Annotated in this window: 17 protein-coding genes; 6 read left to right on the top strand and 11 right to left on the bottom strand. The window is 44.1% G+C overall.

Annotated features, from left to right (window positions below; all coding sequences use genetic code 11):
• Nucleotides 1–9: 9 nt before the first annotated feature.
• On the top strand, nt 10–1,146 hold the full coding sequence (locus QUA77_RS10030; protein WP_333450024.1) for an o-succinylbenzoate synthase: 1,137 nt from the start codon (nt 10–12) through the stop codon (nt 1,144–1,146).
• Nucleotides 1,147–1,229: 83 nt separating this feature from the next.
• Complete coding sequence (locus QUA77_RS10025; protein ID WP_333450023.1) at nt 1,230–2,654, top strand: 2-succinylbenzoate--CoA ligase; 1,425 nt, start codon at nt 1,230–1,232, stop codon at nt 2,652–2,654.
• Between the two features lie 37 nt (nt 2,655–2,691).
• Here the strand turns inward: QUA77_RS10025 and QUA77_RS10020 are convergent, their stop codons facing one another.
• From QUA77_RS10020 to QUA77_RS10005, 4 genes are all read right to left on the bottom strand, one after another.
• Nucleotides 2,692–3,663 carry a putative 2-dehydropantoate 2-reductase gene (locus QUA77_RS10020; protein ID WP_333450022.1) on the bottom strand — a complete coding sequence of 324 codons (972 nt, stop codon included), beginning with the start codon at nt 3,661–3,663 and terminating at the stop codon, nt 2,692–2,694.
• A gap of 212 nt (nt 3,664–3,875) precedes the next feature.
• The gene (locus tag QUA77_RS10015; RefSeq protein ID WP_333450021.1) at nt 3,876–4,301 is read right to left on the bottom strand and encodes a thioesterase family protein; all 426 of its coding nucleotides are present in this window, start codon (nt 4,299–4,301) and stop codon (nt 3,876–3,878) included.
• A gap of 153 nt (nt 4,302–4,454) precedes the next feature.
• Nucleotides 4,455–4,901 carry a tellurite resistance TerB family protein gene (locus tag QUA77_RS10010; protein ID WP_333038136.1) on the bottom strand — a complete coding sequence of 149 codons (447 nt, stop codon included), beginning with the start codon at nt 4,899–4,901 and terminating at the stop codon, nt 4,455–4,457.
• A 237-nt stretch (nt 4,902–5,138) separates the two neighbouring features.
• The gene (locus QUA77_RS10005; RefSeq protein WP_333450020.1) at nt 5,139–6,443 is read right to left on the bottom strand and encodes an ATP-binding protein; all 1,305 of its coding nucleotides are present in this window, start codon (nt 6,441–6,443) and stop codon (nt 5,139–5,141) included.
• A 126-nt stretch (nt 6,444–6,569) separates the two neighbouring features.
• Here QUA77_RS10005 and QUA77_RS10000 point away from each other — a divergent pair, with 126 nt between their 5' ends.
• Nucleotides 6,570–6,893: a TMEM14 family protein gene (locus tag QUA77_RS10000; RefSeq protein WP_190735279.1), complete on the top strand. Its 324-nt coding sequence runs from the start codon at nt 6,570–6,572 to the stop codon at nt 6,891–6,893.
• A 112-nt stretch (nt 6,894–7,005) separates the two neighbouring features.
• On the opposite strand, the gene QUA77_RS09995 is transcribed toward QUA77_RS10000, so the two are convergent.
• Complete coding sequence (locus QUA77_RS09995; protein ID WP_333038128.1) at nt 7,006–8,031, bottom strand: hypothetical protein; 1,026 nt, start codon at nt 8,029–8,031, stop codon at nt 7,006–7,008.
• A gap of 77 nt (nt 8,032–8,108) precedes the next feature.
• On the opposite strand from QUA77_RS09995, the gene QUA77_RS09990 reads away from it, so the two are divergent.
• Nucleotides 8,109–9,521 carry a hypothetical protein gene (locus QUA77_RS09990; protein ID WP_333450019.1) on the top strand — a complete coding sequence of 471 codons (1,413 nt, stop codon included), beginning with the start codon at nt 8,109–8,111 and terminating at the stop codon, nt 9,519–9,521.
• Nucleotides 9,522–9,622: 101 nt separating this feature from the next.
• Here QUA77_RS09990 and QUA77_RS09985 read toward each other — a convergent pair whose 3' ends face one another.
• A complete protein-coding gene (locus QUA77_RS09985; protein ID WP_333450018.1) occupies nt 9,623–12,124 on the bottom strand; it encodes a protein kinase domain-containing protein in 2,502 nt (833 codons plus the stop codon).
• The gene (locus QUA77_RS09980; RefSeq protein WP_333038124.1) at nt 12,118–12,510 is read right to left on the bottom strand and encodes a hypothetical protein; all 393 of its coding nucleotides are present in this window, start codon (nt 12,508–12,510) and stop codon (nt 12,118–12,120) included. The genes QUA77_RS09985 and QUA77_RS09980 overlap by 7 nt, the downstream gene beginning before the upstream one ends.
• Nucleotides 12,511–12,920: 410 nt before the next feature.
• On the opposite strand from QUA77_RS09980, the gene QUA77_RS09975 reads away from it, so the two are divergent.
• Complete coding sequence (locus QUA77_RS09975) at nt 12,921–13,220, top strand: glycosyltransferase (RefSeq protein ID WP_333038121.1); 300 nt, start codon at nt 12,921–12,923, stop codon at nt 13,218–13,220.
• A 369-nt stretch (nt 13,221–13,589) separates the two neighbouring features.
• Here QUA77_RS09975 and QUA77_RS09970 read toward each other — a convergent pair whose 3' ends face one another.
• Together QUA77_RS09970 and QUA77_RS09965 are read right to left on the bottom strand one after the other, a co-directional pair.
• Nucleotides 13,590–15,875, bottom strand: coding sequence for an FdhF/YdeP family oxidoreductase (locus tag QUA77_RS09970; RefSeq protein ID WP_333450017.1), 2,286 nt, complete (start codon nt 15,873–15,875; stop codon nt 13,590–13,592).
• Between the two features lie 215 nt (nt 15,876–16,090).
• On the bottom strand, nt 16,091–21,298 hold the full coding sequence (locus tag QUA77_RS09965) for a WD40 domain-containing protein (protein WP_333450016.1): 5,208 nt from the start codon (nt 21,296–21,298) through the stop codon (nt 16,091–16,093).
• A gap of 86 nt (nt 21,299–21,384) precedes the next feature.
• On the opposite strand from QUA77_RS09965, the gene QUA77_RS09960 reads away from it, so the two are divergent.
• Entirely contained in the window at nt 21,385–21,564 is a 180-nt protein-coding gene (locus QUA77_RS09960) for a hypothetical protein (protein WP_333450015.1), read from the top strand.
• Between the two features lie 352 nt (nt 21,565–21,916).
• Here QUA77_RS09960 and QUA77_RS09955 read toward each other — a convergent pair whose 3' ends face one another.
• Together QUA77_RS09955 and QUA77_RS09950 are read right to left on the bottom strand one after the other, a co-directional pair.
• Nucleotides 21,917–22,276, bottom strand: coding sequence for a hypothetical protein (locus QUA77_RS09955; protein WP_333450014.1), 360 nt, complete (start codon nt 22,274–22,276; stop codon nt 21,917–21,919).
• Nucleotides 22,277–22,649: 373 nt separating this feature from the next.
• Nucleotides 22,650–22,793: a hypothetical protein gene (locus QUA77_RS09950; protein ID WP_333038113.1), complete on the bottom strand. Its 144-nt coding sequence runs from the start codon at nt 22,791–22,793 to the stop codon at nt 22,650–22,652.
• Nucleotides 22,794–22,821 lie beyond the last annotated feature (28 nt).

Below are 22,821 nucleotides of genomic sequence, written 5' to 3'. Positions count from 1 at the left end.
AAAAAACCAATGCTTTATCAATTCGACTTTCGCACTTATCAGCGAAAATTTAAGCGCCCACTGCAAACAAGCCACGGCATTTGGGATATTCGCGAAGGAATTATTCTGCGACTTACTGACGAGAATGGTCAAATTGGTTGGGGAGAAATTGCTCCTTTGAGTTCGTTTGGTTCCGAAAGTTTTGAGCAAGCTTTAGATTTTTGTCACCAGTTGCCAGCTAATCTTTCAGAAGAGACGATTTTTTCTATTTCTGCTGAATTGCCTGCTTGTCAATTTGGCTTTGAGTCAGCACTATCAAACTCTAGATCCCCCCTAACCAAGGGCGGGCACGGGGGCACCGCCCCTACTAAGGGGGGGACAAGAAATATTCTCAAAGTCCCCCTTATTAAGGGGGATTTAGGGGGATATAGACTTCGCCTAAAATCGAGATTGATTGCGGGTTCAGTATTAAGCAGTCACCAATGGAGAGAGGTTGGGAATGAGGAAGAAAAAAATCGGTTCAGCGGTTTATTGCCAGCCGGTGAAACAGCTTTGCAGGCTTTGCAAGTGCTTTGGTTAGAGGGATATCGCACGTTTAAATGGAAAATTGGTGTTGCTGCAATTGAGGAAGAATTACAGATTTTTCAGCAGCTAGTGCAAGCAATGCACAATTTGTGCGATCGCGAAAAAGCATTTTTGCGCTTAGATGCCAACGGGGGACTCAGTTACTCGCAGGCTAAAACATGGCTGGAAGCTTGCGACGAGGTAAAAGCAACTCCCGACTTTTCTGCAGACATTGAATTTTTGGAACAGCCGCTGCCCATAACACAGTTTCAGGAAATGGTAGAATTGAATGCTATTTATGCAACGGCGATCGCCCTTGATGAATCTGCAGCCAACCTCGATCGCATCCAAGAGTGCTACAGCCAAGGCTGGCGGGGCATTTTCGTCATTAAACCTGCGATTGCTGGTTCCCCATCCCAACTGCGAAAATTTTGTCAAACTCACAATATAGACGCTGTTTTCTCATCAGTATTTGAAACCAAAATCGGCCGACAAGCAGCATTAAATTTAGCAACAGAATTGTCTTTAAATAAGAGAGCATTAGGCTTCGGAACTGATTGCTGGTTCGACGACAATGATTCGATTTTAGATTTTAGATTTTAGATTTTAGATTTTAGATTAGTCTCACGACTAAATCCAGCGGGTTAGGTAATTGTTTTGAATCGAAAAAATTGGTGAAAGCATCTATGGCAACAAATCTCACAGTAAATATTCTGGAGCTCGCGGCTGGCTTGCCCGATAATTGGCTTATCGGTTGTGATAGCCGCGAATTTGCCCGAATTGTCGATCGGCTATTTCAAGAAATCACCCAAAATTCCGCACAGAAAACACCCCCAAAAATTTGCCTTGCAGAACCAGAACCAGTACAATTTCTGGCGAGTTTCACCGCCGCCCGCGCCGCCAAATGCCCGATTTTTCTCTGCAATCCCAACTGGGTAAAACAAGAATGGCAACAAGTCTTTGATTTAGTCCAACCAGACATATTTTTAGGACAATACCCGCTTCCCAACAATCCCCATATCCCAGTCCGCGAAGGCGGACTTCGTTTGTATAGCCGCGAATTGCATTCGCCCACTAAAAACGGTTTTGATACGATTATGATTCCCACCGGCGGTTCGTCGGGAAAAATTCGTTTTGCCATCCACACTTGGGAAACGCTAACAGCATCAGTGCAAGGTTTTCAAGAATATTTTCAAGTTGACAAAATCAACTCGTTCTGCGTTTTGCCATTATACCACGTCAGCGGTTTAATGCAATTCATGCGCTCGTTTACTACCGGAGGAAAACTGGCTATTCAGCCATTTAAAGAATTAGAAAATGGTAAAAAAAGCAATATCGAACCCGAAAAATTTTTCATTTCTTTAGTTCCAACTCAACTGCAACGGCTGCTGCAAAATTTAGATACAGCTAATTGGCTGGGACGGTTTCGCGCTGTACTTTTGGGGGGTGCTCCGGCTTGGCCGGAACTTTTAGAAACAGCTAGAAACTATCAAATCAAATTAGCGCCCAGTTATGGCATGACCGAAACTGCCTCGCAAATTGCTACACTAAAACCCCAAGATTTTCTCGCTGGCAATAACAGTTCCGGTAAAATTTTACCGCACGCTAAAATAACTATTCGCAGTGCCAATGGCGATATTTTGTGCGATAATCAAATCGGAAATATTGTGGTAAATGCTAAATCTTTGGCATTGGGTTATTATCCTAAAAATTTTGGCGATCGCCAATACTTCCAATTAGACGATTTGGGATTTTTTGATAAAAATAACTACTTAAATATCGTCGGACGCAGCAGCGACAAAATTATCACAGGCGGAGAAAATGTATTCCCGGCGGAAGTTGAAGCCGTTGTGCGATCGACTAATTTAGTTGCGGATATTGCTGTAATTGGCTTGCCAGACAAAGATTGGGGTCAAGTCGTTACGGCTATCTACGTTCCCGCTAAGTCCGAAGTTACTGTCAAAAATCTGCAAGCGGCAATAGAAGATAAGTTGAGCAAGTTTAAGCGACCGAAATATTGGGTAGTCGTCGAACAATTGCCGCGCAATTCTCAAGGCAAAGTTAATCGAGAACAATTGCAAAAAATTGCGATCGAATGTCAATTTATGTAGGGTGCGCAATGCGCACCTTACCGCTATTTGACCTAAATTACGACAAACCTAACAGCCTTCTCGTCCTCTCTGCTTCTTGTCTTTGAAAATCCATAAACTTCAACATTCGGTAAACTACCTCTATTTGGGGCAACTTAATACCTGCTTGCTGCGCCACCCGTATCGGATTACCAAAAATCGCCTCAACTTCCAGGGGCCGCGATTCATCATAATCGATTTTCATGCTGGTGCGGTAAGGCTTCATTTTCTCAGTGTATTCGAGCATATGTGGGATAAAGTCATCGGGAATAATGCGATCGCAACTTTTGGCTGCCGCTACCACTTCCCCCATGATTTCCTTGACTAAAATGAGAGTATCGGGATTAGCCATCAGTTCATCTGTTCTCGCATCCAACACTACAGACAGCCCGTTATAAGGAATATTCCAAACCAGCTTTTTCCACCTTGATAATAGCAAATCTTCGCTCATTTTAATAGGAATATGAGCACGTTTAAAATCCGCAGCAATTTGGTGCATTCTATTAGTAATACCGATTGCTTTGTAGTCTTGGGCATATTCTCCCAGCGTGATAGTGCCGTAATCTAGGTGGCAGATGTGACCGGGCCCAACTTTATAAGAGCAGAGAAAACACAGCCCGCCGAGCACTCGTTCTGCACCGACAATTTTAGCTACTTCCGGTTCGGCATTCAATCCGTTTTGCAATACTAAAACCGCGCCGTTATCCTTTAATAAAGGAGGCAATATTTTGGGCAACAAGTGATTTTGAGTGGTTTTCAGCGCTACAATTACTACGTCGCACTGAGGCATTTTGTGCGCGTCGTGGTAGGCGCGGACGTGGGGGAGGGTGAAGTCGCCTTCGGGAGACTCGACAATCAAACCGTGTTTTCTGACCCGATCGTAATCGCTGCGTAGCAAAAAATTGACTTCTAAACCTGCTTGTTGCAGTCTAGCACCGTAAAAGCCGCCTAAAGCTCCCGTGCCCACAATGGCATAATTGCGATTTGACATACTATCAAAAACTCCGAAAAAATTCTCAACCTAAAAGAAATTAGACCCCGCTCAAAAACGGATACCGTGCCACGCACTTAAGTCGCGATCGGTTCAAAATTTTAGACCAAAGTTGAAACTCCCAGATTCAATGCTGCAAGTAAATCTAAAATCTAAAATTTAAAATCTAAAATCGACTGACCGTCATTCCCTGCTATTATTTAAATATAGAACTAATCTGAAATCTCAATCTCAAATTTCCTCATCCACTGCATCAAGTCTTCCGATAGCTGTTTTCTAGTTCGGCTAACTGCATTGATGCAGACGTGCTTAGTCAGAGCTTTAGCAGCGCTTCTTCCTGCAACTTCCTCAGAAAATACTTGATAGGCAATTTCAAATTCATCGCCAGTAAGTTGTTTGGGCGTCAATTGAATCATCAGCCGATCGCCCGCAAACATTGGGCGATAAAAATCTACACTAGCATGAATTATGGGAAAGGCCACCTCGGGATTGCTGAAAAATGCTTTGAGATTGATTCCAGATGCTGCTAGAGATGCCTCGTAAGCTTCGTGGCACATCGCCAAAACGTTAGCAAAGTAAACGACTCCAGCAGCATCGGTATCTTGAAAGCGGACAGTGCGGGTGTAAGTGAAAGGCATTTGAGGTAGTAACGGGCGATCGCAAATTCGATCCTAATTTTACTAACCATCATATCGGTAAACCCGCACTTATGGAGAAGTTATCAGCTAAGTAAGTAGGCGCTAATTTTTTATATTGTAAAACACGCTCTACTCACTTCTTCCCATTCTTTTTTAACCTTTGTTCTTAATCAACATCACGTCTATAATCTTGAGTGCAACATCTTCGGAAAGCCCCAATGCACTGTAAAGATCGTTCAAAAGTTGTTCTTCTTCTTCTGAAACCTCGCCATCTGCTAAAGCGATATCAGTTGTTACAGCAAAAACAGTTTCTTTTAGTTCGTCTGGAAGCGTTGCCAAAGCCGCATTAAACAGTACCTCAACTCCTTGCCGTTGCAGAATCATCAGCAGGCGATCGAGCATTTTTCTCATCACGTCATCGGGATAACTGCGGAACAGTTGCATCCGAGATAGAGTCATGCTAATCGCTTTACTTTCGCTGTCATTGATGTAACCGTCGGCTGCTACGGCAATTAGCGCGATCGCCGCAAATGCTTCGGCAGGCCCTAACGTTACGTCCGTTTCTTGGCGAGTCTGCGATACTTTATCAAATAAACCCATGATACTTTCCTCATTATTTAGTGGTCGATTTATGGAGTCAGGATGGGTTCTGGCTCTGGAGGTTTCTTTGGGGATTTTGATAATTATATCAAATTTTGTTAGTTAGTTGTTATCAATAAAATTATGAAAAAATTAAGAATTTTTATTTCGCCCTTGGGTGCTGTAAGGGCGGGTTGATTCCTATCCTGAATTGCCTTCCCATATATCGGCTAAAACCCGCCCTAGATCGCAGACTATCTATTTGTCAAAAAGGGCTAAATCTGCTTTCAGGAAATCAACAAACTGCCGCGCAGTCCTGCCCGATCGCCCATTGCGACGAGTTGCCCATTCTTTAGCGCGGTGCTCCAAATCCTCAGCAGCGAGTTTGATTCCAGCAAGTTTTGCCAGATGTCGGACAATTGTTAAATAAGTGTTTTGATCGGCCGGTTCAAAAGTTAAAGTCAAGCCAAATCGATCGCTAAAGGAAAGTTTTTCCTGCACCGTATCCCAAGCGTGAACTTCGTCTCCATCGCGGGGGCGAGGCCTGTCGTCAAAAAACTCTCGAATTAAATGCCTGCGGTTAGATGTTGCGTAAACTACCACATTTTGAGAGCGAGCAGTGACATTTCCTTCCAAAACAACTTTCAGAGCTTTAAAAGCATCATCATCTTCTTCAAAGGAAAGGTCGTCTACAAAAATGATAAACTTTTGAGGAACTCCCCGCAACTGCTCGACAATTAGCGGTAAATCTTGCAAATCTGATTTAGATACTTCAATCAAGCGCAGATTGCGAGATCCAAATTCATTTAACAGCGACTTCACCAAAGAAGACTTGCCCGAACCGCGGCTCCCGTACAGCAAGACGTGCAAAGCCGGATAACCTGCCAACAAAAACTCCGTATTTTTCACCAGAGCATCCCGCTGCCAATCGCAGCAAACCAACTCTTTTAAAGTTATGCAATCGGGATGCGAAATACTCGCCAACTGCCCTCCCCGCCACGCAAAAGCGCGATATTCAGCAAACAAACCAGTGCCAAACTGTCGGTAATAAACTGCCAAAGATTCCGCCGCGCTCGACCATTTTTCTAGTTTCCCGTGCAGCGGCAAATCTCCCGGTTCTGCTACAGTTTCTGAATGCCAAATCGGAGGCACTGCGTCAAGTTGACCCGCTACCCGCACCCACTTGCTCAACTGTTCGCTGCTGCATTCGTAAATATTTTGCAGAACTTGTAAATCATGTCTGGCGGCCTCCACCAACGCGGGGGGCAAACTTGCAAAATCTGTTTGCTGTGCTCGCCGTGAAAAGGGGTTTTCGTCTTTGAGAATTTCGGAAATCAGAGAATCTTTCCAGCTTAAATTTTTAGCAGCCTGAACTTTGAACCAGTTCCCGTAAGCTACCTGACATTCCAAACCGCTGACTTCGCTGTGGTGGAGGGCTTGCAGCAAATCCAGAAAAGCTTGACCTGCGGGGCTTTTGAGAACTGACTGATACAGCAGCAGGGATGCTGCTTGGCGCTGGAGGTAACGGATTTGGGCGATCGCAGCAGAAGTTAGGGCTGACATAATGGCAATTGTATAACAGTTACATATCCTGACTGGCTTTAATAAATTTTCTAACAATTCGTGACACTAATTGCAGGCCGCGCTGTATAAATTTAGATGCAAAGAGTCAATGCAGGATGATTAAAAATGAATTTAGGTACAGCAGCGGCGATCGGCTACGGCATTTTAACACTGGTTGGCGGCATCATGGGTTATATCAAGGCCAAAAGCCAAGCCTCGCTCATTTCGGGCTTGATTAGCGGTTCGCTGCTAATTTTTGCCGGCACCGCCCAGCTTATGGGACAAAGTTGGGGTTTAACATTAGCAGCAGCCATCTCCGCTGTTTTAGTAATAGTCTTTATTGTGCGCCTGGTTAAAACTCAAAAATTCATGCCGGCAGGAATGCTAATTTTAGCTAGCTTAGCGTCTTTGGGCGCGATCGTTTACGAAATCAGCGGTCAATATCAATAATTCAGTTGACTGTTGACTGTTTTTAGTGGTCAGTGGTTATTTGTTAATTGTTAGTTGTTCGTTCTAATAACCAATAAACAATAACCAATAACTACTAACCAATAACCAGTGACTAATGACTAATGACTGCATCAATATACTGCTGAACTTCCCTGAGTTGCTGCCGCTGGCATTCGATCCAATCTTTTTCCGCCGATCGCTGTTCCGGCGTCTCTTTCTGATACCGCGCCTGCTTCTCTAAAAAATTATTGTAGAATTTAATCGCTTTTTCAACTGTTTGAATTGCCAGTTTCAGGCGCTCCTCAAAAATTGCTAAAATCACATTTTCCAGGATTAACCCAATCACTTTACAGCACTCTTCAAAATCAACTACACTGATTCCCATATTGCTTTTATGAACCAGATTTTCTACAGGTTCTTTCAGCGTTTCTTTAAAAGTCTTCATATAAGGCTCCGGCAAATATTTTAGTGGCTCCGTAAACTTCGATACAATCTCCCCGCCTATTGATTGTAGTCGCTCTCTAAATTTAGACTGATTTTTTAGGTCGAAGCATTCAATACAAAGTTCAATTTTTTCTATATCAATAGATTGTAATTCTTTAAAAATTAAACTAAGTTCATTCTCCATAATTAAAATCACTCGCTCGGCTTGGACATCAACTTCATTCCGCAACTCTTTGTGCAAAGTATCTTTTTCAAAAGAACCAATAGTATCTCTTTGAAAGACTGGAGGGTTTTTATCCCACAAAAACCACTGATTTTTTAACTTGGTCGCCTTGTCGCTCCAAGATTGGCGAACTTTAACAACAGCATCATATTTGCCCTGTTTTCCTAAACTGCGAATTCTCACATCGCATCCGCTTAGTTCGCCAATTTGCTCCCAGACATCAACAGGCGATGCTCCAGCAATTCTCGGCTTGCTATTCCAGACATCCTCAGCTTGAGATACATCTTTGAAACATACCTGAAGTAGCCCCTTGAGTCTGATGGCAGATTGCTTAATTTCGTCAATACAAGGTTCCACATCTAAACTGAGTTGGGTAGCTGACTGTTTAATCTCCACGGATTGATATTCGTCTGCCAACAATCGATCGCTAAACAGGGTAATAGCCTGGAATGCCTTGAGATACTCATTCATCTGTCTTCATCTCTCGTTTCCCTAAACAGCATACAATACACAACATCTGCCTTTTTGAATGGAAACTGAGCCAGAACATGGATTATATATTCACCCCTGCAACTCAGGCGCGACTCAATAGTGGCAACCTTGTACAGCCTGCTGCCAAAACAGGAAAATTGCTCCCGGCAGCTAGAGATCCGTTGACAGGGGAGTTTGTGGAGCTTGCAAAAATCTTTTATCAATCAAGAAGTGAAACTCTATCCTCGCGCGGAGTTATAGGATTGCTCGCACAGTTAGCCGGAGGTGGCCCCATACAGCCGCTGGTAGCTCCCGTGTACGTGACACTGGCGCCGTTGCAGGTGGCTCAAACTCATCAGGGGTTTCAAAAAACATACAGAATGCTTAACTGTCTGAAAATTAATTTGGCAGTGATGCAAGCGACTGCTGCTGTCATTGGTATTGGCACTGTATCGAGCACAGTTTTGTCAGCAGTAAACCTCAACCAAGTATTAAAAATCCGAGAAGAGGCAAAGCACCAGAAGCTAAAAATTAAAGACGGATTTATCGATCTCAGACACATCCTCAAAGATAGGGGAGTAGAGGTGATCCAGCAGATTTTTAAGGTAGCTCACGACTCTAGTTTTGAAATGCACCGCCAGAAACTGGTTAACGGTTACGAGATTTTTTCTAAAGCTATCAAACGCTGTCAGTCAGCCCTGACGGTGCCCGATCTTAAACTTCGGAATTCCGAAATTAATAGCGGGCGGGATATGCTGTTTGAGGCTTTAAAAATTTATGATAATCCTAGTTTGTTGGAGGGGCTGTCTTCTGCTGGACAGCTCAGGCAAATGGAATGTGTTTGGGCGATCGAGCAGGCGATCGGGGTCACGTTTCACTTGCAGCGGGCCTACGATATGGTGAGCGATCGCCTGCGGGAACTCCAATCAAAAATTTGTCAAAATCTTCTAACTGTTGTTAAAGGATGTCAATCCGAACCAGAACTAGATTTTTTATTTCCCGAAGTTACTAGAATTCTGGGTCATGATTTAAGTGTAATAGAATTTTGGCAAAATGAGGTTGATTGGATGCAAACTTTGTCTCCAAAAGAGCAGCACCAGTTAGCTAGTTTAGATAAACTCACCGGCGAAAGTTTAAAAAGCAGCGTGTATACTACATTCGCGGTATTAGCGACGGAACCTTCACTTTATGAAAGTTTAAAGCAAAAGTCTCACTTTCTATCCTTGCGCGACCAGCTAACCTTCGCTGTGTCGCCGGAAATCCGCCGGAGATATGAACTTTATGTCAACCAGCAGGCGATCGCTACTGGCTATCAAGGTTTAGCTGCCTCGAATTGGCAAGAAATATCCGATTTAACTGTGGCTAACCTCTACTACTTTTTTCAAATCCGAGAGAACTCAACTGAAAATTATCCAACTAAGGAGGAATTAGAAACGCCTTATTGGCACTTTCCTCCTACCTTAAAAAACGAGCTGAATTATAGCAATTAAATGACCAATGACTAATGATATCAGTTCCTCAAAAAAATGCAACTGTAGGCAAGTCCCCCACCATTATGCAGTAAGTCATTCATCTAAAATCTAAAATCGTATCACCTCAGCCACAACTTAATAGTATTGTCTTTAGAACCGCTAGCAATAGTTTTGCCGTCGGGACTAAAAGTTACCACATAAACTTCATCGGAATGTCCTGTCAAAGTATTCAGCAATTCTCCGGTAGCAAAATCCCAAATTTTAATAGTTTTATCCTTGCTCCCGCTCGCAATAAACTTCCCGTCCGGACTGATAGCAACCGAGACAATATCGTCAGAATGTCCCTGGATAGAGCGAATTAAATCTCCGGTTTCGATATTCCAGATTTTAATACTTTCATCGTAGGAACCGCTAACTATTGTCTGGCCGTCTGGGCTAACAGCAACCGACCTCACCGGGTCGCCGTGTCCCTCAATAGTTTTGAGCAACGCCCCTGTTGCGACATCCACAACTGTAATTTTTTTATCCTTAGAAGCGCTAACCAAACTTTTTCCATCTGGAGTGAAAGCAACAGAATAAACAAAATCTGTATGGTCTGGAAAACTCTGAATCAAACGACCAGTTGCTGCATCCGAAATCTTTGTGGTTTTGTCTCCGCTACCGCTAGCGACAAGCTGTCCGTCCGGGCTGAGAGCGACAGACCAAACAGAAGCAGTGTGGTCGAGACTGCGAATCACTTGCCCTGTTTTTAAATCCCACAGCATGACTCGCCAAAAACCGGTTCCAGTCGCCAGTTTCGTACCGTTTGAGTCAAAAGCAACCGACCAAATAGTGGAGGAATCTCCTGGAAAAGTGCGGATCGACTTGCCTGTAGCTAAATCCCAAATTTGGATGGTTTTGTCTTTAGAACCGCTGGCTAACATTAAGCCGTCTGGACTGAAAGCAACAGACCCAACGGCATCTGAATGCTGAGCGAAATTTTTGACTTTGGCGTTCTTCCACTGGAGAGCTGATTGGCACTGTTCCTGTAACTTCTGAGCGGACGAATAGCTGCTGGAAGTGTTGGCAATTGTTGGTATTTGGCTGATGCAGTCTTCATAATTGCTGGCTTTATAAAGAGCTTCAATTTGATTGAGCTCTTGGGATTCTTTCTGGACTCGCTGCTGCCATTCTTGCCATTTGATATATCCGTAAATTCCGCCGATCGCAGCTAAGATAGCCGCAATTGTTGCCCCTGCAAGATAAGGATTGAATTTGCGAGTTTCTTTGGGGACAAGTGCTGCTGGGCTGGCGATAAAGAAATCGGTTTTTCCGTTCAGATTTACCTGCGAGGATACCGCCGGACTTGCCGGCAATTCGAGTTGAGGGGCGCTACTCGCTGGGGGCAGATTGGGGTTACGGTGCCCCTCCAAAACTGTGGATATCGCCTTGTACAATTTAGCAAATAAAGATTTAGGAATGACTAATTCTTCGATTTTTGCGGCATCTTCGTCGGTAAGCCCTAAAACTTGCTGCAAGCGTTTTAATTCGTCGCGAGTTTCCAGAGAAAAGGGATATTCTTGCTGCATTGCTTCTTGCAGTGATTGTTCGTAGCGTTCACCTTTTTCTCTGTATTTGCGGTAAGGGTTTAATACCTCATCTTCGATCGCCTCTGCTTCTTCTGGCAGCAATTCCAAACTGACGCGCAGTTCATCTAATATCCTCCTACCGACGACTGTAATATCACCCCGGCTGCTGCTGCGCCGATCGACTTCTTCGCGATATATTGTTAGCTTGGGAATCCGCGCCCGCGAGCGATCGCCAATTTTTCTCAAATCGGCTAAAGCTTCCGCCGCCGACTGGTATCTCTCCCGAAAATCGTAGCGCACCATATTGTCTAAAACATCGGCCAGCGCTTGGGAACACGTGGCTAAATGCCGCCAAACAATTTCGCCTTTATTAGAATTTTTCAAATCCCGCAGTTTCGGCAAATCGTAAGCCGGCAAACCCGTCATTGCTTGGATGCCAATCATTCCCAAAGCGTAGATATCGCTGTTGAGTTGCGGGTTGTATTGAAATTGTTCGATCGGCATATATTCCAGAGTGCCAATCCGCACCGTTACCGGCGCTTGTCTTTGAGCGATGTGAATTTCTTTCACCGAGCCAAAGTCAATCAAAACTAACTTGTTGTCGGAATAGCGGCGGATTAAATTTGCCGGTTTAATATCTCGGTGAATTACTCCCTGGCCGTGTACAAACACTAAAATTTCTAACAGTTCCTTCAGCAAAGAAATCATTTTTTCTTCAGTTAAAGGCTTGCCCGGTACAATCTCGGTTGATAGCGAGTGACCTGCAACAAAGGATTCAACTAAGAAAAATTCTTCATTTTCTTCAAAATAAGCGAATAGCTGAGGGATTTGGTCGTGTTGACCGAGCTTTTCTAGAACTTCTGCTTCTTTTTGAAAAAGACGGCGCGTAGTATTAATTAATTTCGGTTCGGTAGTACCGGGACGCAGGTGCTTGACAAAGCACTGCGGTTCTCCGGGACGGCGAATATCTTTGGCCAGATAGGTTTGTCCAAATTCTCCTGTTTCTATGACTTCAATGATTTGATAGCGTCCATCTAAAAGTTGGCTCACCATGATAATAACGCAGCCTTTTTTTGGTTGATTTTCGCAAGAAACAGTTGCAATGTTGAGTCAGTTGTATAGCCTTTTTCAGGTAAATTCGGTGTTCCTGGGCATTGGCAAAACAGGGCATTGGGCATTGGCAAAACAGGGCATTGGGTATTCGTAATAGTTTTTTCTTTCTTTCTTCTTTCTTTCCTTATTCCGACTTCCATCGGACTTCTTCCCTCTGACTTCTTTCCTTCTGACTTCTGACTTCTGACTTCTAAGTGAGATATTGCACCCTTCTCAAATACTTGTTTAGGAACAGGCAAGATGACTGTTCCACAAGAAAAATCATTCTTTGTGGAACGGGCATCTTGCCCGTTCTTGACAATGGTGCAACATCTCATTTCTGACATACTTTATTTTTTCAACATCTGCAAAGCTTGATATCCCAAAAAGAAAAAACCCAAAGCGCCGAGTACCGCTATCGTGTTCGCAAACACATCGACTGTAAAAAATTCGCCCATTGCAATATCCTCTGAAAACTGATATCTATCCTCGGCTTTTCGGTCGCTGTATGGGTGAGGGGTCTTGCCCCTCGCTGCGGGCGAGCCGAAAGATGCTCACAAATTATAGCAAAAGAGGCGGTCAAAATAACTTTTCGGGCGATCGACTAGCTTTTTGTTTTAATATTTTTTAATATTTAGGGAGACAAATCGTGTACCGAAATTTTGAGGTCAGTTCGCTTTGATATTGTTAACCCTGCTAATTTTTTCTCTCATTGTAAGTAGAGCTTACACTAAGAATTTGCGCCGATCGGTCAAAAATGCGCCTCACTCAAACCGACATAAGTTCCGCGAAGCCCTCACCGCAACCCGCCGCGCAGTTCCCTAAAGTTTCGGTAATCGTACCAGCATACAACGAGGCAGAGAATATTCGGGATTGCGCGATCGCCATTTTGGAGAGTACACCGCTGTCTGTGGAAAACTTAGAGGTTTTAATTGTAGACGATCAAACTACAGACGACACCAAGTCGATCGGGCAAACCCTGCAACAGCATCTCAACGACCCCCGGCTTAAAATATTAGCAGGTCAGCCGCGACTAACCAACCAATTACCTTGTTAACTATCTGTTTATCCGTAAGCGTAATTTTGCAGCATTACACTTTGCGCCGTTTGGGTGCCGAGATTTCTGAATGTCCTACAAAATACTGGTGGTAGGGAGGTTTCGGAGGTGCGTTAGTGGCGGCGATTGCGATCGGTTCTGCGATTAAAACTGAAACAGATTGGGGATGGACTTGGCGCGGTAGAACTTGGCAAATTAAGAGTTAATTAAGACTTGCATATGGGCAGGCAAGATGCCCACCCCACAAAAAATTAACTCGTTGTGGAACAGGGATATTGCCTGTTCTTAAAAATCATCCACAATGTGAGTTATAGAAGAAAGAAGGAAGAAGAAATAAGGCAGAGCTAATCATAACATCCGTTACTTCCCTTACATCCGTTGCCGAGCTTCCGCGTATACAAAAGCAGGTACGCGCTTGTAAGCAGGCGTACCAGATCGCTTTTCAATCTCCGGGTGAAAAATTACATTAACTTCAGGATAAAACATCAAAGCAGCACCCTCACGAACCGCCCCATAAATCACCTCGACATTTTCCATTTTCCCGACATTTCCCTGCACCGTAACCCGCTGATGTTCTTGAAAACCCGTGCTTTCTGCATCCGCACGATTCATCAAAATGCAGTTGCGGTGCGGCATTCCCCGGTACTTGTCATCAATTTTGTAAACCACAGTATTGTGCTGAGAATAGCTGCGTCCCGTCATCAATGCCACAACAATACCCTGTGTTGATTCCGCTCCTCCAAACTCTTTCGCTTCCGGTAATCTCAGCTTAGGTAAAGGCGCGACAAACATCTTCGCTTTCCCAGAATCAGTAGGGAATTTAGGTTCCGTAAAAATGCGACCGCCGATGGTAAATTCCTCTTTTGTTTCATCGATTGTTGCCATTTTTTCAAACCCAGGAATGGTCTTAGCAATCAATTGCCGAACGTAGCGGGTGTCCTGAAGTTGGCGCCAATCTACCGGATAAGTACCGTGAATTCGGCTCGCTAATTCTGTTAAAAAAATTACTTCAGGAATCAAATCGGAAGTAGTGAGATGAGTTTCACCCTCATCATTTAAACGCACAAAGTTATTCCCCGATTCCACCGTTGTTTTGTGGGGATTTTCAAAACGATTCAGTACAGGAATCACAATTGTATTGTGCTTTGCCAATCCGTGAAAATGCCCTAAATTCGGTTTGGTTGCGAGGTAAATAACGGTTTCAACATTGCTTAAAGCGCGTTTTGCCTGCGTTGAATCTGGATTCGCCCCATACAAATTACCGCCCAGACAAATCAGTGTATCGACTTTGCCTGCATCTGCTGCTTCAATGAGCGATCGAGTTTCGTAACCCTTAACGCGGCTGAGGGGACGCCCTAACAACTTTTCGAGAGCGGCCTGGATTTCTTTTTTCAGCTTCACAGTGACGCCCATAGAGCCGAATCCTTGGACGTTTGAGTGTCCTCTGACGGGCATTAATCCCGCCCCTTCTTTGCCGACATTTCCCGTCATCAAGGCAGTGTTGGCAATGCTAAAAACATTATCTACGCCGTTATCGTGTTGGGTAATTCCCATCGCCCAACCGAATACAACTCGCTTTGAAGTGCCGATGATTTTGGCTGCTGCCTCAATTTCTGCTTGGGAAACTCCGCAGGTTTTAGTAATAGTTTCCCAATCGGTTTCGCGGGCGTGCTGGACTACTGCTTCCCAGCCTTCTGTATAGGCTTGCAAGTATTTTTCGTCCAGCAATCCTTGTTCGATTATAGACTTTTGAATGCCGACAAATAGCGCCGTATCGCTGCCCGGAATTGGTTGCAAGTATAAGGAGGAAATATCGGAACCGGGGATGAGCGACTTGACGGGAAATGCCGGAGAACCAAACTTGACTAATCCGATTTCCATCACCGGATTGATTACAATGATTTTACCGCCTTTGTCGCGAATTTTAATTAATTCGTTCATGAAGCGGGGATGGTTGTAGGCAGAATTCGCACCCGCGAGCACGACGCAATCTGCTTGCTTTAAGTTTTCTAGACTCACTATCGAGGTGCGAGTGGCAAACATTTCGCTTAAGCCAGTTGTCGAGGGAGCGTGGCAGAGATCGGAACAATCTGCTAAGTTATTGGAACCCATCGCTCTCATCATCAATTGCAGCAGAAAAGCCGCTTCGTTGGAAGAGCGGCCGGAACTGTAAGATGCTACTCGTTCCGGGGTTTTGCGAAACGCAGCTTCGGCAATCTGATAAACTTCTTCCCAAGAAATGCGATCGTAATGAGATGAACCAGCCCGCAAAATCATCGGAAAACTCAGCCTTCCCAACCTGTCGGCTTCCATTGAAGTTAATTGCTGAAGTTGTGCAATACTCTTCTTTTCAAAAAATTCAGTAGAGATAGCGGGCTTGATTTCAGCGGAGATTGCTTCAACGCTTTTCATGCAGCGCTGAAGTTTTTCGCCCTCTTCATTTGTAAAACCTCCTTTCTGCCCGCCAGTGCCCCAAGAACATGACAAACAAGCACTTTTGTGCAGCAAAGTTTTCCAAAGTTTCGGGCCTTCCGGGGACAATGTATGTTCTGCCCAATATTCTATTACGGGCAAACCGCCACCTATCTCTGGTGTTTCCTCGTTTCTCTCGTTGAATGGTGGGATTGGTTGGACATTTTGGGAGTTGACATCCATGCGGTTTACCTTTTGTTGGAATTGCGGATTAATGCGGCGGGCGAACCGCCAAAGGAGTTAAGTTTATTACGGAAATTTTAGCGCAAAGTTAAAGCCAAAAACACCAGTCAACAGATAGATACTTTAATCTAAATTAAACTCTAGGTTAGCAGTCATGAAGAGAATTCTTTCTTCATCGGCAGAGAGAGAAATGAATTCCTCACTACAAACAAGGTTTACTTCCTCTTATTTAACGCCTGCTTCCCAAACCCCAGACACAGCAGCCGATCGCCCTCAGCAACATTCGGGTCATTCTGCAAATAATCTCCCAACCACTCGCAACTGCGAGCAATGATATTATTTAGTTCCAAATTCTCCACAGGCAACAGAATTACAGTCCTATCCCTACTAGCAAAAGCCAGAGTTTTGCTGTCCGAACTAAAAGTAACGCTCAACACCCGATCGCTCGACTCCAAAGTCTTCGATAGCAGCGCCTTCTTGCCGTCAAAATCCCAAAGTTTAACAGTATTTCCCCCACTCGCCGCCGCAATCAATTTGCCGTCTGGACTAAAACTCACGCTTTCTACAGTATCGCTGTGGTCGAGTTTTTCAGTTAAATTAACTGCCTTGCCATCAAACCCCCACAAGTAAACTTTTTTGTCAGCGCAAGCAGCAGCAATAGTCTTACCGTCGGGACTGAAACTAACATTTTTAACGCTGTCCCGGTGGTCGATAGTTTTCATAATTTTCGCAGATGAACCGTTAAATTGCCACAGGTAAACTCTCTTTTCTCCGGTAATTTCAAAAGCCTTTTTCTTCCCGCTTGCCTTGTCCTCCGCAGCGGTAGCAGTAGCAATAGTTTTGCCGTCGGGACTGAAGCTAACGCTAATTACTGGATTGGTGTGATCGAGTTTTGCAAACAAAGTTGCTTTAGAACCGTTCCAGCGCCAGAGGTACAATTTGCGATCGGCATTGGCGGCGGCAATTATCTTTCCGTCTGGACTAAAACTCACGCTTCTAACAATACCGCTGTGGCTGAGAGTATCTAACAGTTTGCCGTTTAAACTCCAGACTTTCACTGTTTTGTCATCGCTCGCCGAAGCAACAGTTTTATCATCAGGCGAAATGCTCACCCAGGTAACAGAATCCTTGTGACCTTCTAAGATTTTGAATAAACTGCCGTCATCCCGCCAAAGTCTCACGGTTTTGTCCCCACTAGCAGAAGCAATTGTTTTGCTATCAGCGCTAAAACTGACTTTGTAAACCCAGTCTCCGTGTCCCGATAAAATCTTATTCAGCGGAGTGCTGTCCGGTTTCCAAATTTTCACTATTTTGTCTTTACTTGCGGAAGCAATAGTGCCGTCACCGCTGAAACTTACGGCCCTTACGTCGTCTTGATGTCCTCGAAAAGTATTGAGCAAAGTGCCGCTGCCACTCCAAACTTTCACCGTATCGTCGGCACTGCCCGTGACAATTTTTTTGCCGTCGCGACTGAAACTCGCGCTGACAACTTCATCGTTGTGTCCTTTGAGAGTTCTGATTTCCTCACCGTTTCGCTTCCAAATTTTAGCTGTGGTGTCGGCACTTGCTGAAACGAGTTCTCTGCCGTTTGGACTGAACTTAATGCTGTACACAATGTCAGAATGTTTGGTTAATGTTTTGGGATTAATTGTAAATTTCTGGGTTTTACTTTCTCGGTTCCAAAGTTTGACAGTTTTGTCTACACTTGCTGAGGCAATTGTTTGGCCGTCGGGGCTGAAACTGACGCCCAGCACCCAGTCTTTGTGTCCGGTTAAGGTTTGCAGCAATTTTTTGTTCGCCAGGTTCCAGATTTTGACGGTGTTGTCGTGACTGGCAGAAGCTAGGGTTTTGCCGTCTGGACTGAAACTGACGCTGGTGACGATATCGCGGTGGCCGGATAAAATGCCGTGAAGCGGAGCTATCCCGTAGGGAATCGCACTTTTGTCGTTATCTACTTGCCAAATTCTAATTATGCGATCGGCACAACCAGTAGCGATCGTTTTCCCATCGGGACTAAAACTAATACTCGTCACGCTATCTGGGTGATTAAAAGTTTTTAATAACTTACCTTCTTTGGTCCACAATTTAACAGTTTTGTCAGCACTTGCCGAAGCAACTGAATTGCCGTCGGGACTGACACTCACATCCAAAACAAATTTGCTGTGCTGCTCGAAACGGTTGCGTTCTTGCACCCCGGAAACTGCTTGTCTGAGTCTTTCAGCAATTTGATTTTTAGTCTCCACAGGCAGCGCTGTACTTTTCTGAGAATCACGAGCAATTTTGATACTATTTTCCAACACTCCTAATTGATTTTTTTCATTAGAAAGCACCAAAGCTTCCGACGCAGAATTTAGGGCATCAGTCCGACTTTTTTCTGCTTCTTGCCGTGCGCTTTCTGCTAATTTTGCTTGCTCGAATGCCATCCCTGAAACACCTGCGAGTACAAGCACTCCTAGAACCGCCGCCCGCAATTGCCATCTCCGAGTTTGGTAAAGTTGAGCTTCCGCTTGGTACTGTTTGTCTCTAGCTTCCGACAGCAAAGCATCTTGCTCTCTGTCTTTGCGAATTTGTTCAATTTCATCTCGGTTAATTTGGTTTTGCTTTCGCAGTTCCTCAAATTCTGCCTTTTGATCTAATTCTTGCTGCTGGCGAATGAAGCTAACTAAATAATCGTGAACGAGCTGATAAAGCTCTGCCGGTAGTTCCGTCCATCGAAAAACTAAACCTGAGTTTACTAACAGTTCTAAGACTAAATCTAATTTATCAGCTTCGGCAAACGTCGCTAAATTTGAGGCTAATTCGGCGCGGGTTTTTAGGGGACGGATCTCCTCTTCATCTGTCAGCAAATACAAAACTCGGCGCGCCGCTACTTCATTTTCCGGGCCGCAATCTTTGATGACTTCTTCGAGAAACCTTTCTACTAATTTTTGTTGCGGATTGTTGCCGAGTTCCTGATATTGACTTAAAGTTCTAATGTTCTCTTGTTGCAGTTGAGCGCCGACAAGTTGTAGTTCGATCGGGCGGACTTCTCCCAATTCTCCAGCTAGATCTTTGACTAATTCTTCGATCAGATCCGGTTCTAAGTAAAACTGCGCTCGTTCAGTTAAAGTGCGAATTACCGATCGCGCATCGACCAGCGAAAAATTTCCCAAATAAAACAGAATGTTTTTGCTGAGAATGTCCTCCAAAATATCATTGTTAACGAATCCTGTCTGGTTTTTGGGTCGGGAAAATTCCAGCAAATAGTGCAGGTAATCTTCCCGCAAACACAGGACGACTTTTAAATATTTGATTTTCAAGCATTCCCGCAAAAAATCAAAAAATATTTGTCTTTCCGCTGGCTCTTTCCACACGAAAAAAAATTCTTCAAATTGGTCAAATATCAGAACAGTCACTAAATGTTCGGAATTTATTTGCAGCTCCTTGAGAATATTTTCGTATTCGATCGCCTGTTGTCGTATGATTAATTCTACTGGCTGTGACTGCTCCCTTTGCCCCTCATTATTCCCAGTCGAGCCACTGTGAAATCCCGAAATAAGATTTCCCTTGACTGCACCTGCTTCTACTGGAAAATCTACCGGAGAAATTTCTGGTACTGCTTCGGTAATTTCCGGATCGAATATTTCAGCTTTCCCAGCAGATAACTGTCTGGTTAATTCCCGCGGCCAGTTGTTATAAACTTGCAGCACTACGGGCAAAACAGTCCGCATTTCTATTTTTTTTTGTTTGAGAGCTGGTACTAATCCTCCCGTGACTATTGAACTTTTGCCAACTCCAGACTGACCGTAAATTACTGTCAGTTTGTCTGGGGTATTGTTCATCCTATATATCAAGCGGTTGAGGTCTTGCTCTCTGCCGGAAGCTGTAATTTCGTCAGCAATAGTAGCCGCGTTTGCAATAGTTTCGGCGACGGAATTAACCGCTTCTCTGTGCGGCTGCAACTTTCCGGCTCCAATAAAAGCTCGGAACCGATACGTGTGTTCCACCGCTCGATAATCTTGCTTAATTTGAAATGCTTCGAGATATTGTCCCCGCTGAAAATAGAGAGATCGCAGCATTTCTAAAACCCGCAAATACAGTTGCGGGTTGTAGCACGCTTCGGTTTCCGAGCGAGCAAGCTCTAAATGCGCGATCGCCTCCTGTACCTCACCCAACTGACTCTGGGCCTCTGCTAAAATTAACAGATACAAGCCTAGATGCTGCGACTTTACATGGGTTCCCTGTCCCGTCGCTTCTAAATTTGAGTTGAGAACGTCTAGAGCCATTAAAGCCCATTCTTTCGCCCCTTGCCAGTTCTTTTGCTCTAAGGCTACTCTAGCCAAAAAGCCGTAATCTTGAGCCAAATTAACTGCTGAATTTTCCATATTTTCATGTAACCTCCGAGCTTTGATAGCTAAATTCCAGAGTGCATCCCAATCTTCTAAATATTGCAATACTTCGCCAAGTTGATTGATGAATATACCAACGGCATCCTGCCGTCCCGCCCGTTCTAAAACATCAATACATTCCTGAAAATAATTCTTAGCTTCCGTCCAGTAAGGACGGTTTCCGCTGCGGTGTTTTTCTGCTTGGAAGCGGTAGCAAAGACCGATGTGGAATAGCATAATTCCCTCTAACACGGGGGCAGGATGAACGGTAAATAACAAATTGCTAAATTCGGTTTTTTGTCCAATAAACGCTACTTGATGCTTCCAAAAACTGAGACTTTTTTGATACAATTCAATAGCTGCAGGGATGCGGTGACAAGCATATTCGTGCCTACCGCGAATAAATTGCAAACTCGCTTCAATAGCTGGTTCTAACCTGATGTTGCAAGTTTGCAAGTCTTGGCTAGCCGACTCTAGTTCACTCAAAGAATTGGCTCCGAGAATGGCAGAATTAGTTAAACGCCAATTGCCACTTTCCAAAATGTTGGAAAAAATGCGATCGGCACTTTTGCCCAGGAAATCCACCAAGTCGTCGGGGCCAATCACAAATTCCACACTTGTCGTCCAAGTTTCGATATCTGTTACTAACCGAATCAGTTTTTTTAAGATTTTGTCTGTCACCCACAGCACCACCGGGAATGGAAAATTATTCCGAAATTCTTCCCTCACGTAGTTGGTAGAAGTCAGCAGTCGATCGATCGCGCTTACCGATTCCAATCCAAACACCATTAAAGCTGCCGGATGGCTGCAGGAAAGTTTGGTTTCTATTGTCGTGTAAAGAGTTTTAACAGATGGCGGGAGGACAATTTCTTGAATCTCGATATCAGACTGCTCCCGCAATTGCCTTACAATTTCCTCTCTCATCGCACTGTAATTGCACCGTACCAAAATCAGCGAAAATTGCCCCTGAGACATTCTCAGAGTCCGGGTGATAGTTTGCAGCGAACTTTGGTTTTGCTGTGCTGCTGTGTCTTGCTGGCAGTGCGAATTAATCATAATTAATATTTGAAAATTTTTCTCAGGATAGGTGCTGTCAACTGCCGAAAAAAGGAAGTTCGACAACGGATTATTTAACGGATGTAATGGATGGAAGTTCGGCAACGGATTATTTAACGGATGTAACGGATGTAACGGATGGCAGTTCGGCAACGGATTATTTAACGGATGTAACGGATGGCAGTTCGGCAACGGATTATTTAACGGATGTAACGGATGTAACGGATGTAACGGATGTCAGGAATCGACGGCAGGGGAAAGTGTAATTAAGAACATCCTAACCGTTTTGGCGGTTGCTTTAAGTTTACTTTTACCCGTTTTTACGTTTGCCAATCACAGCGAAGAATCACATGATTAATTTTATTTCTGCCCTTTTGGGCGATTTCCAATCACTGGGAAATATCAATTAGTTAAGTTTCTTTCAGCCTGCATACTTATTATGTTAGCCGATCGCATTAAAGCATACCCAAAAAAATACATACTCTGTTATTCGCATATTCCCAGCAAAATCAACCGAATTTTACTTCAATCTTGATAATTGCTTAAATTCTACCCAGTAAAAGAGTCTTTCTTGGCATGGCTCCCAGCCATCGCCCAAATCGCGCAAATCCGATTCAGTTATTCGCATATCGCTGAAATCCGGCATTCCTTGCTTGACTGACCCCTTGCAGCACTGAGATAAACTATCGGCGGTGGCTCATCAATTACAGCTTGAAGATTTTTTGTCATAAATTTACTAATCTCCATATCTAAAGTAGCTGCAAAATCAGGTTCATCCCAATCCTCGCTTTCTTCAATGCTGATGGTTGTTGGTAACCCAATATCAACATCTAGCTCATCGCCAAAATCCGCAACTTTCTTAATTGGATCTATTTTGTGACCGGGCTCAGTGGCAAAAGCTTCAGTTGTATTGGCTATTAGTACGAGCGGCAGTGCTACTAGGGCACTTATTGTTTGTCGCGCCGTGATTTTCCTCATGGTATTCTCCTGGTATAAACTCAACTTTGGTGCTGCTATACATTCAACATCTGCGGCTACTTTAGAGCGCTGTCAGTCGATTTTAGATTTTAGATTTTAGATTTACTCCATAGATGAATCTGAGAGCTTGAATTAGGGTCTAAAATTGTGGGGTACTTACCTTTATGGCAGTTCACAAGTATCCGTTTTTGAGCAGAGTCATTAATTAATAGTGGCTTGTTTTTCCACAGACTCTAACCTTATCTGTGACTCTTCGCGGCAGGTTTGCTTAACTGAGCATATCCGGTCAACTGTTTGCCTTTCTATTTACTACGTGAAAACTCTTAAACAGTCAGGTTTTCCCGTTAAGTAATTCTCCAGCCTTTGCGAGTGTTCATCTCAGACTCAAAGCAAAGTGGGTGAGAAGTTCGATCGCACACCAGTTTTCGCACACCAGTTTTCGCACACCAGTTTTCGCACTCCCGCGCTGCCACCAGCAAGCTGATGTGACATACCACAGCCACCGGATATCTGTCAATACTTATATCTTAACATTTCTAAGTTGT

The sequence above is a fragment of the Microcoleus sp. K5-D4 genome, from assembly GCF_036704575.1.
Classification (GTDB): Bacteria; Cyanobacteriota; Cyanobacteriia; order Cyanobacteriales; family Microcoleaceae; genus Microcoleus.
This window is presented reverse-complemented; position numbering and strand designations above follow the sequence as displayed.

Bases quoted from the DNA above. Each gene is read 5' to 3' on its own strand.
- QUA77_RS10005 (WP_333450020.1), bottom strand. From the start codon at position 6,443: ATGTCAGCCCTAACTTCTGCTGCGATCGCCCAAATCCGTTACCTCCAG.
- QUA77_RS09970 (WP_333450017.1), bottom strand. From the start codon at position 15,875: ATGGATGTCAACTCCCAAAATGTCCAACCAATCCCACCATTCAACGAG.
- QUA77_RS09975 (WP_333038121.1), top strand. From the start codon at position 12,921: ATGCGCCTCACTCAAACCGACATAAGTTCCGCGAAGCCCTCACCGCAA.
- QUA77_RS09985 (WP_333450018.1), bottom strand. From the start codon at position 12,124: ATGGTGAGCCAACTTTTAGATGGACGCTATCAAATCATTGAAGTCATA.
- QUA77_RS09965 (WP_333450016.1), bottom strand. From the start codon at position 21,298: ATGATTAATTCGCACTGCCAGCAAGACACAGCAGCACAGCAAAACCAA.
- QUA77_RS10025 (WP_333450023.1), top strand. From the start codon at position 1,230: ATGGCAACAAATCTCACAGTAAATATTCTGGAGCTCGCGGCTGGCTTG.
- QUA77_RS09995 (WP_333038128.1), bottom strand. From the start codon at position 8,031: ATGAATGAGTATCTCAAGGCATTCCAGGCTATTACCCTGTTTAGCGAT.
- QUA77_RS09955 (WP_333450014.1), bottom strand. From the start codon at position 22,276: ATGAGGAAAATCACGGCGCGACAAACAATAAGTGCCCTAGTAGCACTG.
- QUA77_RS10030 (WP_333450024.1), top strand. From the start codon at position 10: ATGCTTTATCAATTCGACTTTCGCACTTATCAGCGAAAATTTAAGCGC.
- QUA77_RS10010 (WP_333038136.1), bottom strand. From the start codon at position 4,901: ATGGGTTTATTTGATAAAGTATCGCAGACTCGCCAAGAAACGGACGTA.
- QUA77_RS10000 (WP_190735279.1), top strand. From the start codon at position 6,570: ATGAATTTAGGTACAGCAGCGGCGATCGGCTACGGCATTTTAACACTG.
- QUA77_RS10020 (WP_333450022.1), bottom strand. From the start codon at position 3,663: ATGTCAAATCGCAATTATGCCATTGTGGGCACGGGAGCTTTAGGCGGC.
- QUA77_RS09960 (WP_333450015.1), top strand. From the start codon at position 21,385: ATGGATGGAAGTTCGGCAACGGATTATTTAACGGATGTAACGGATGTA.
- QUA77_RS09990 (WP_333450019.1), top strand. From the start codon at position 8,109: ATGGATTATATATTCACCCCTGCAACTCAGGCGCGACTCAATAGTGGC.
- QUA77_RS10015 (WP_333450021.1), bottom strand. From the start codon at position 4,301: ATGCCTTTCACTTACACCCGCACTGTCCGCTTTCAAGATACCGATGCT.
- QUA77_RS09980 (WP_333038124.1), bottom strand. From the start codon at position 12,510: ATGTCAGAAATGAGATGTTGCACCATTGTCAAGAACGGGCAAGATGCC.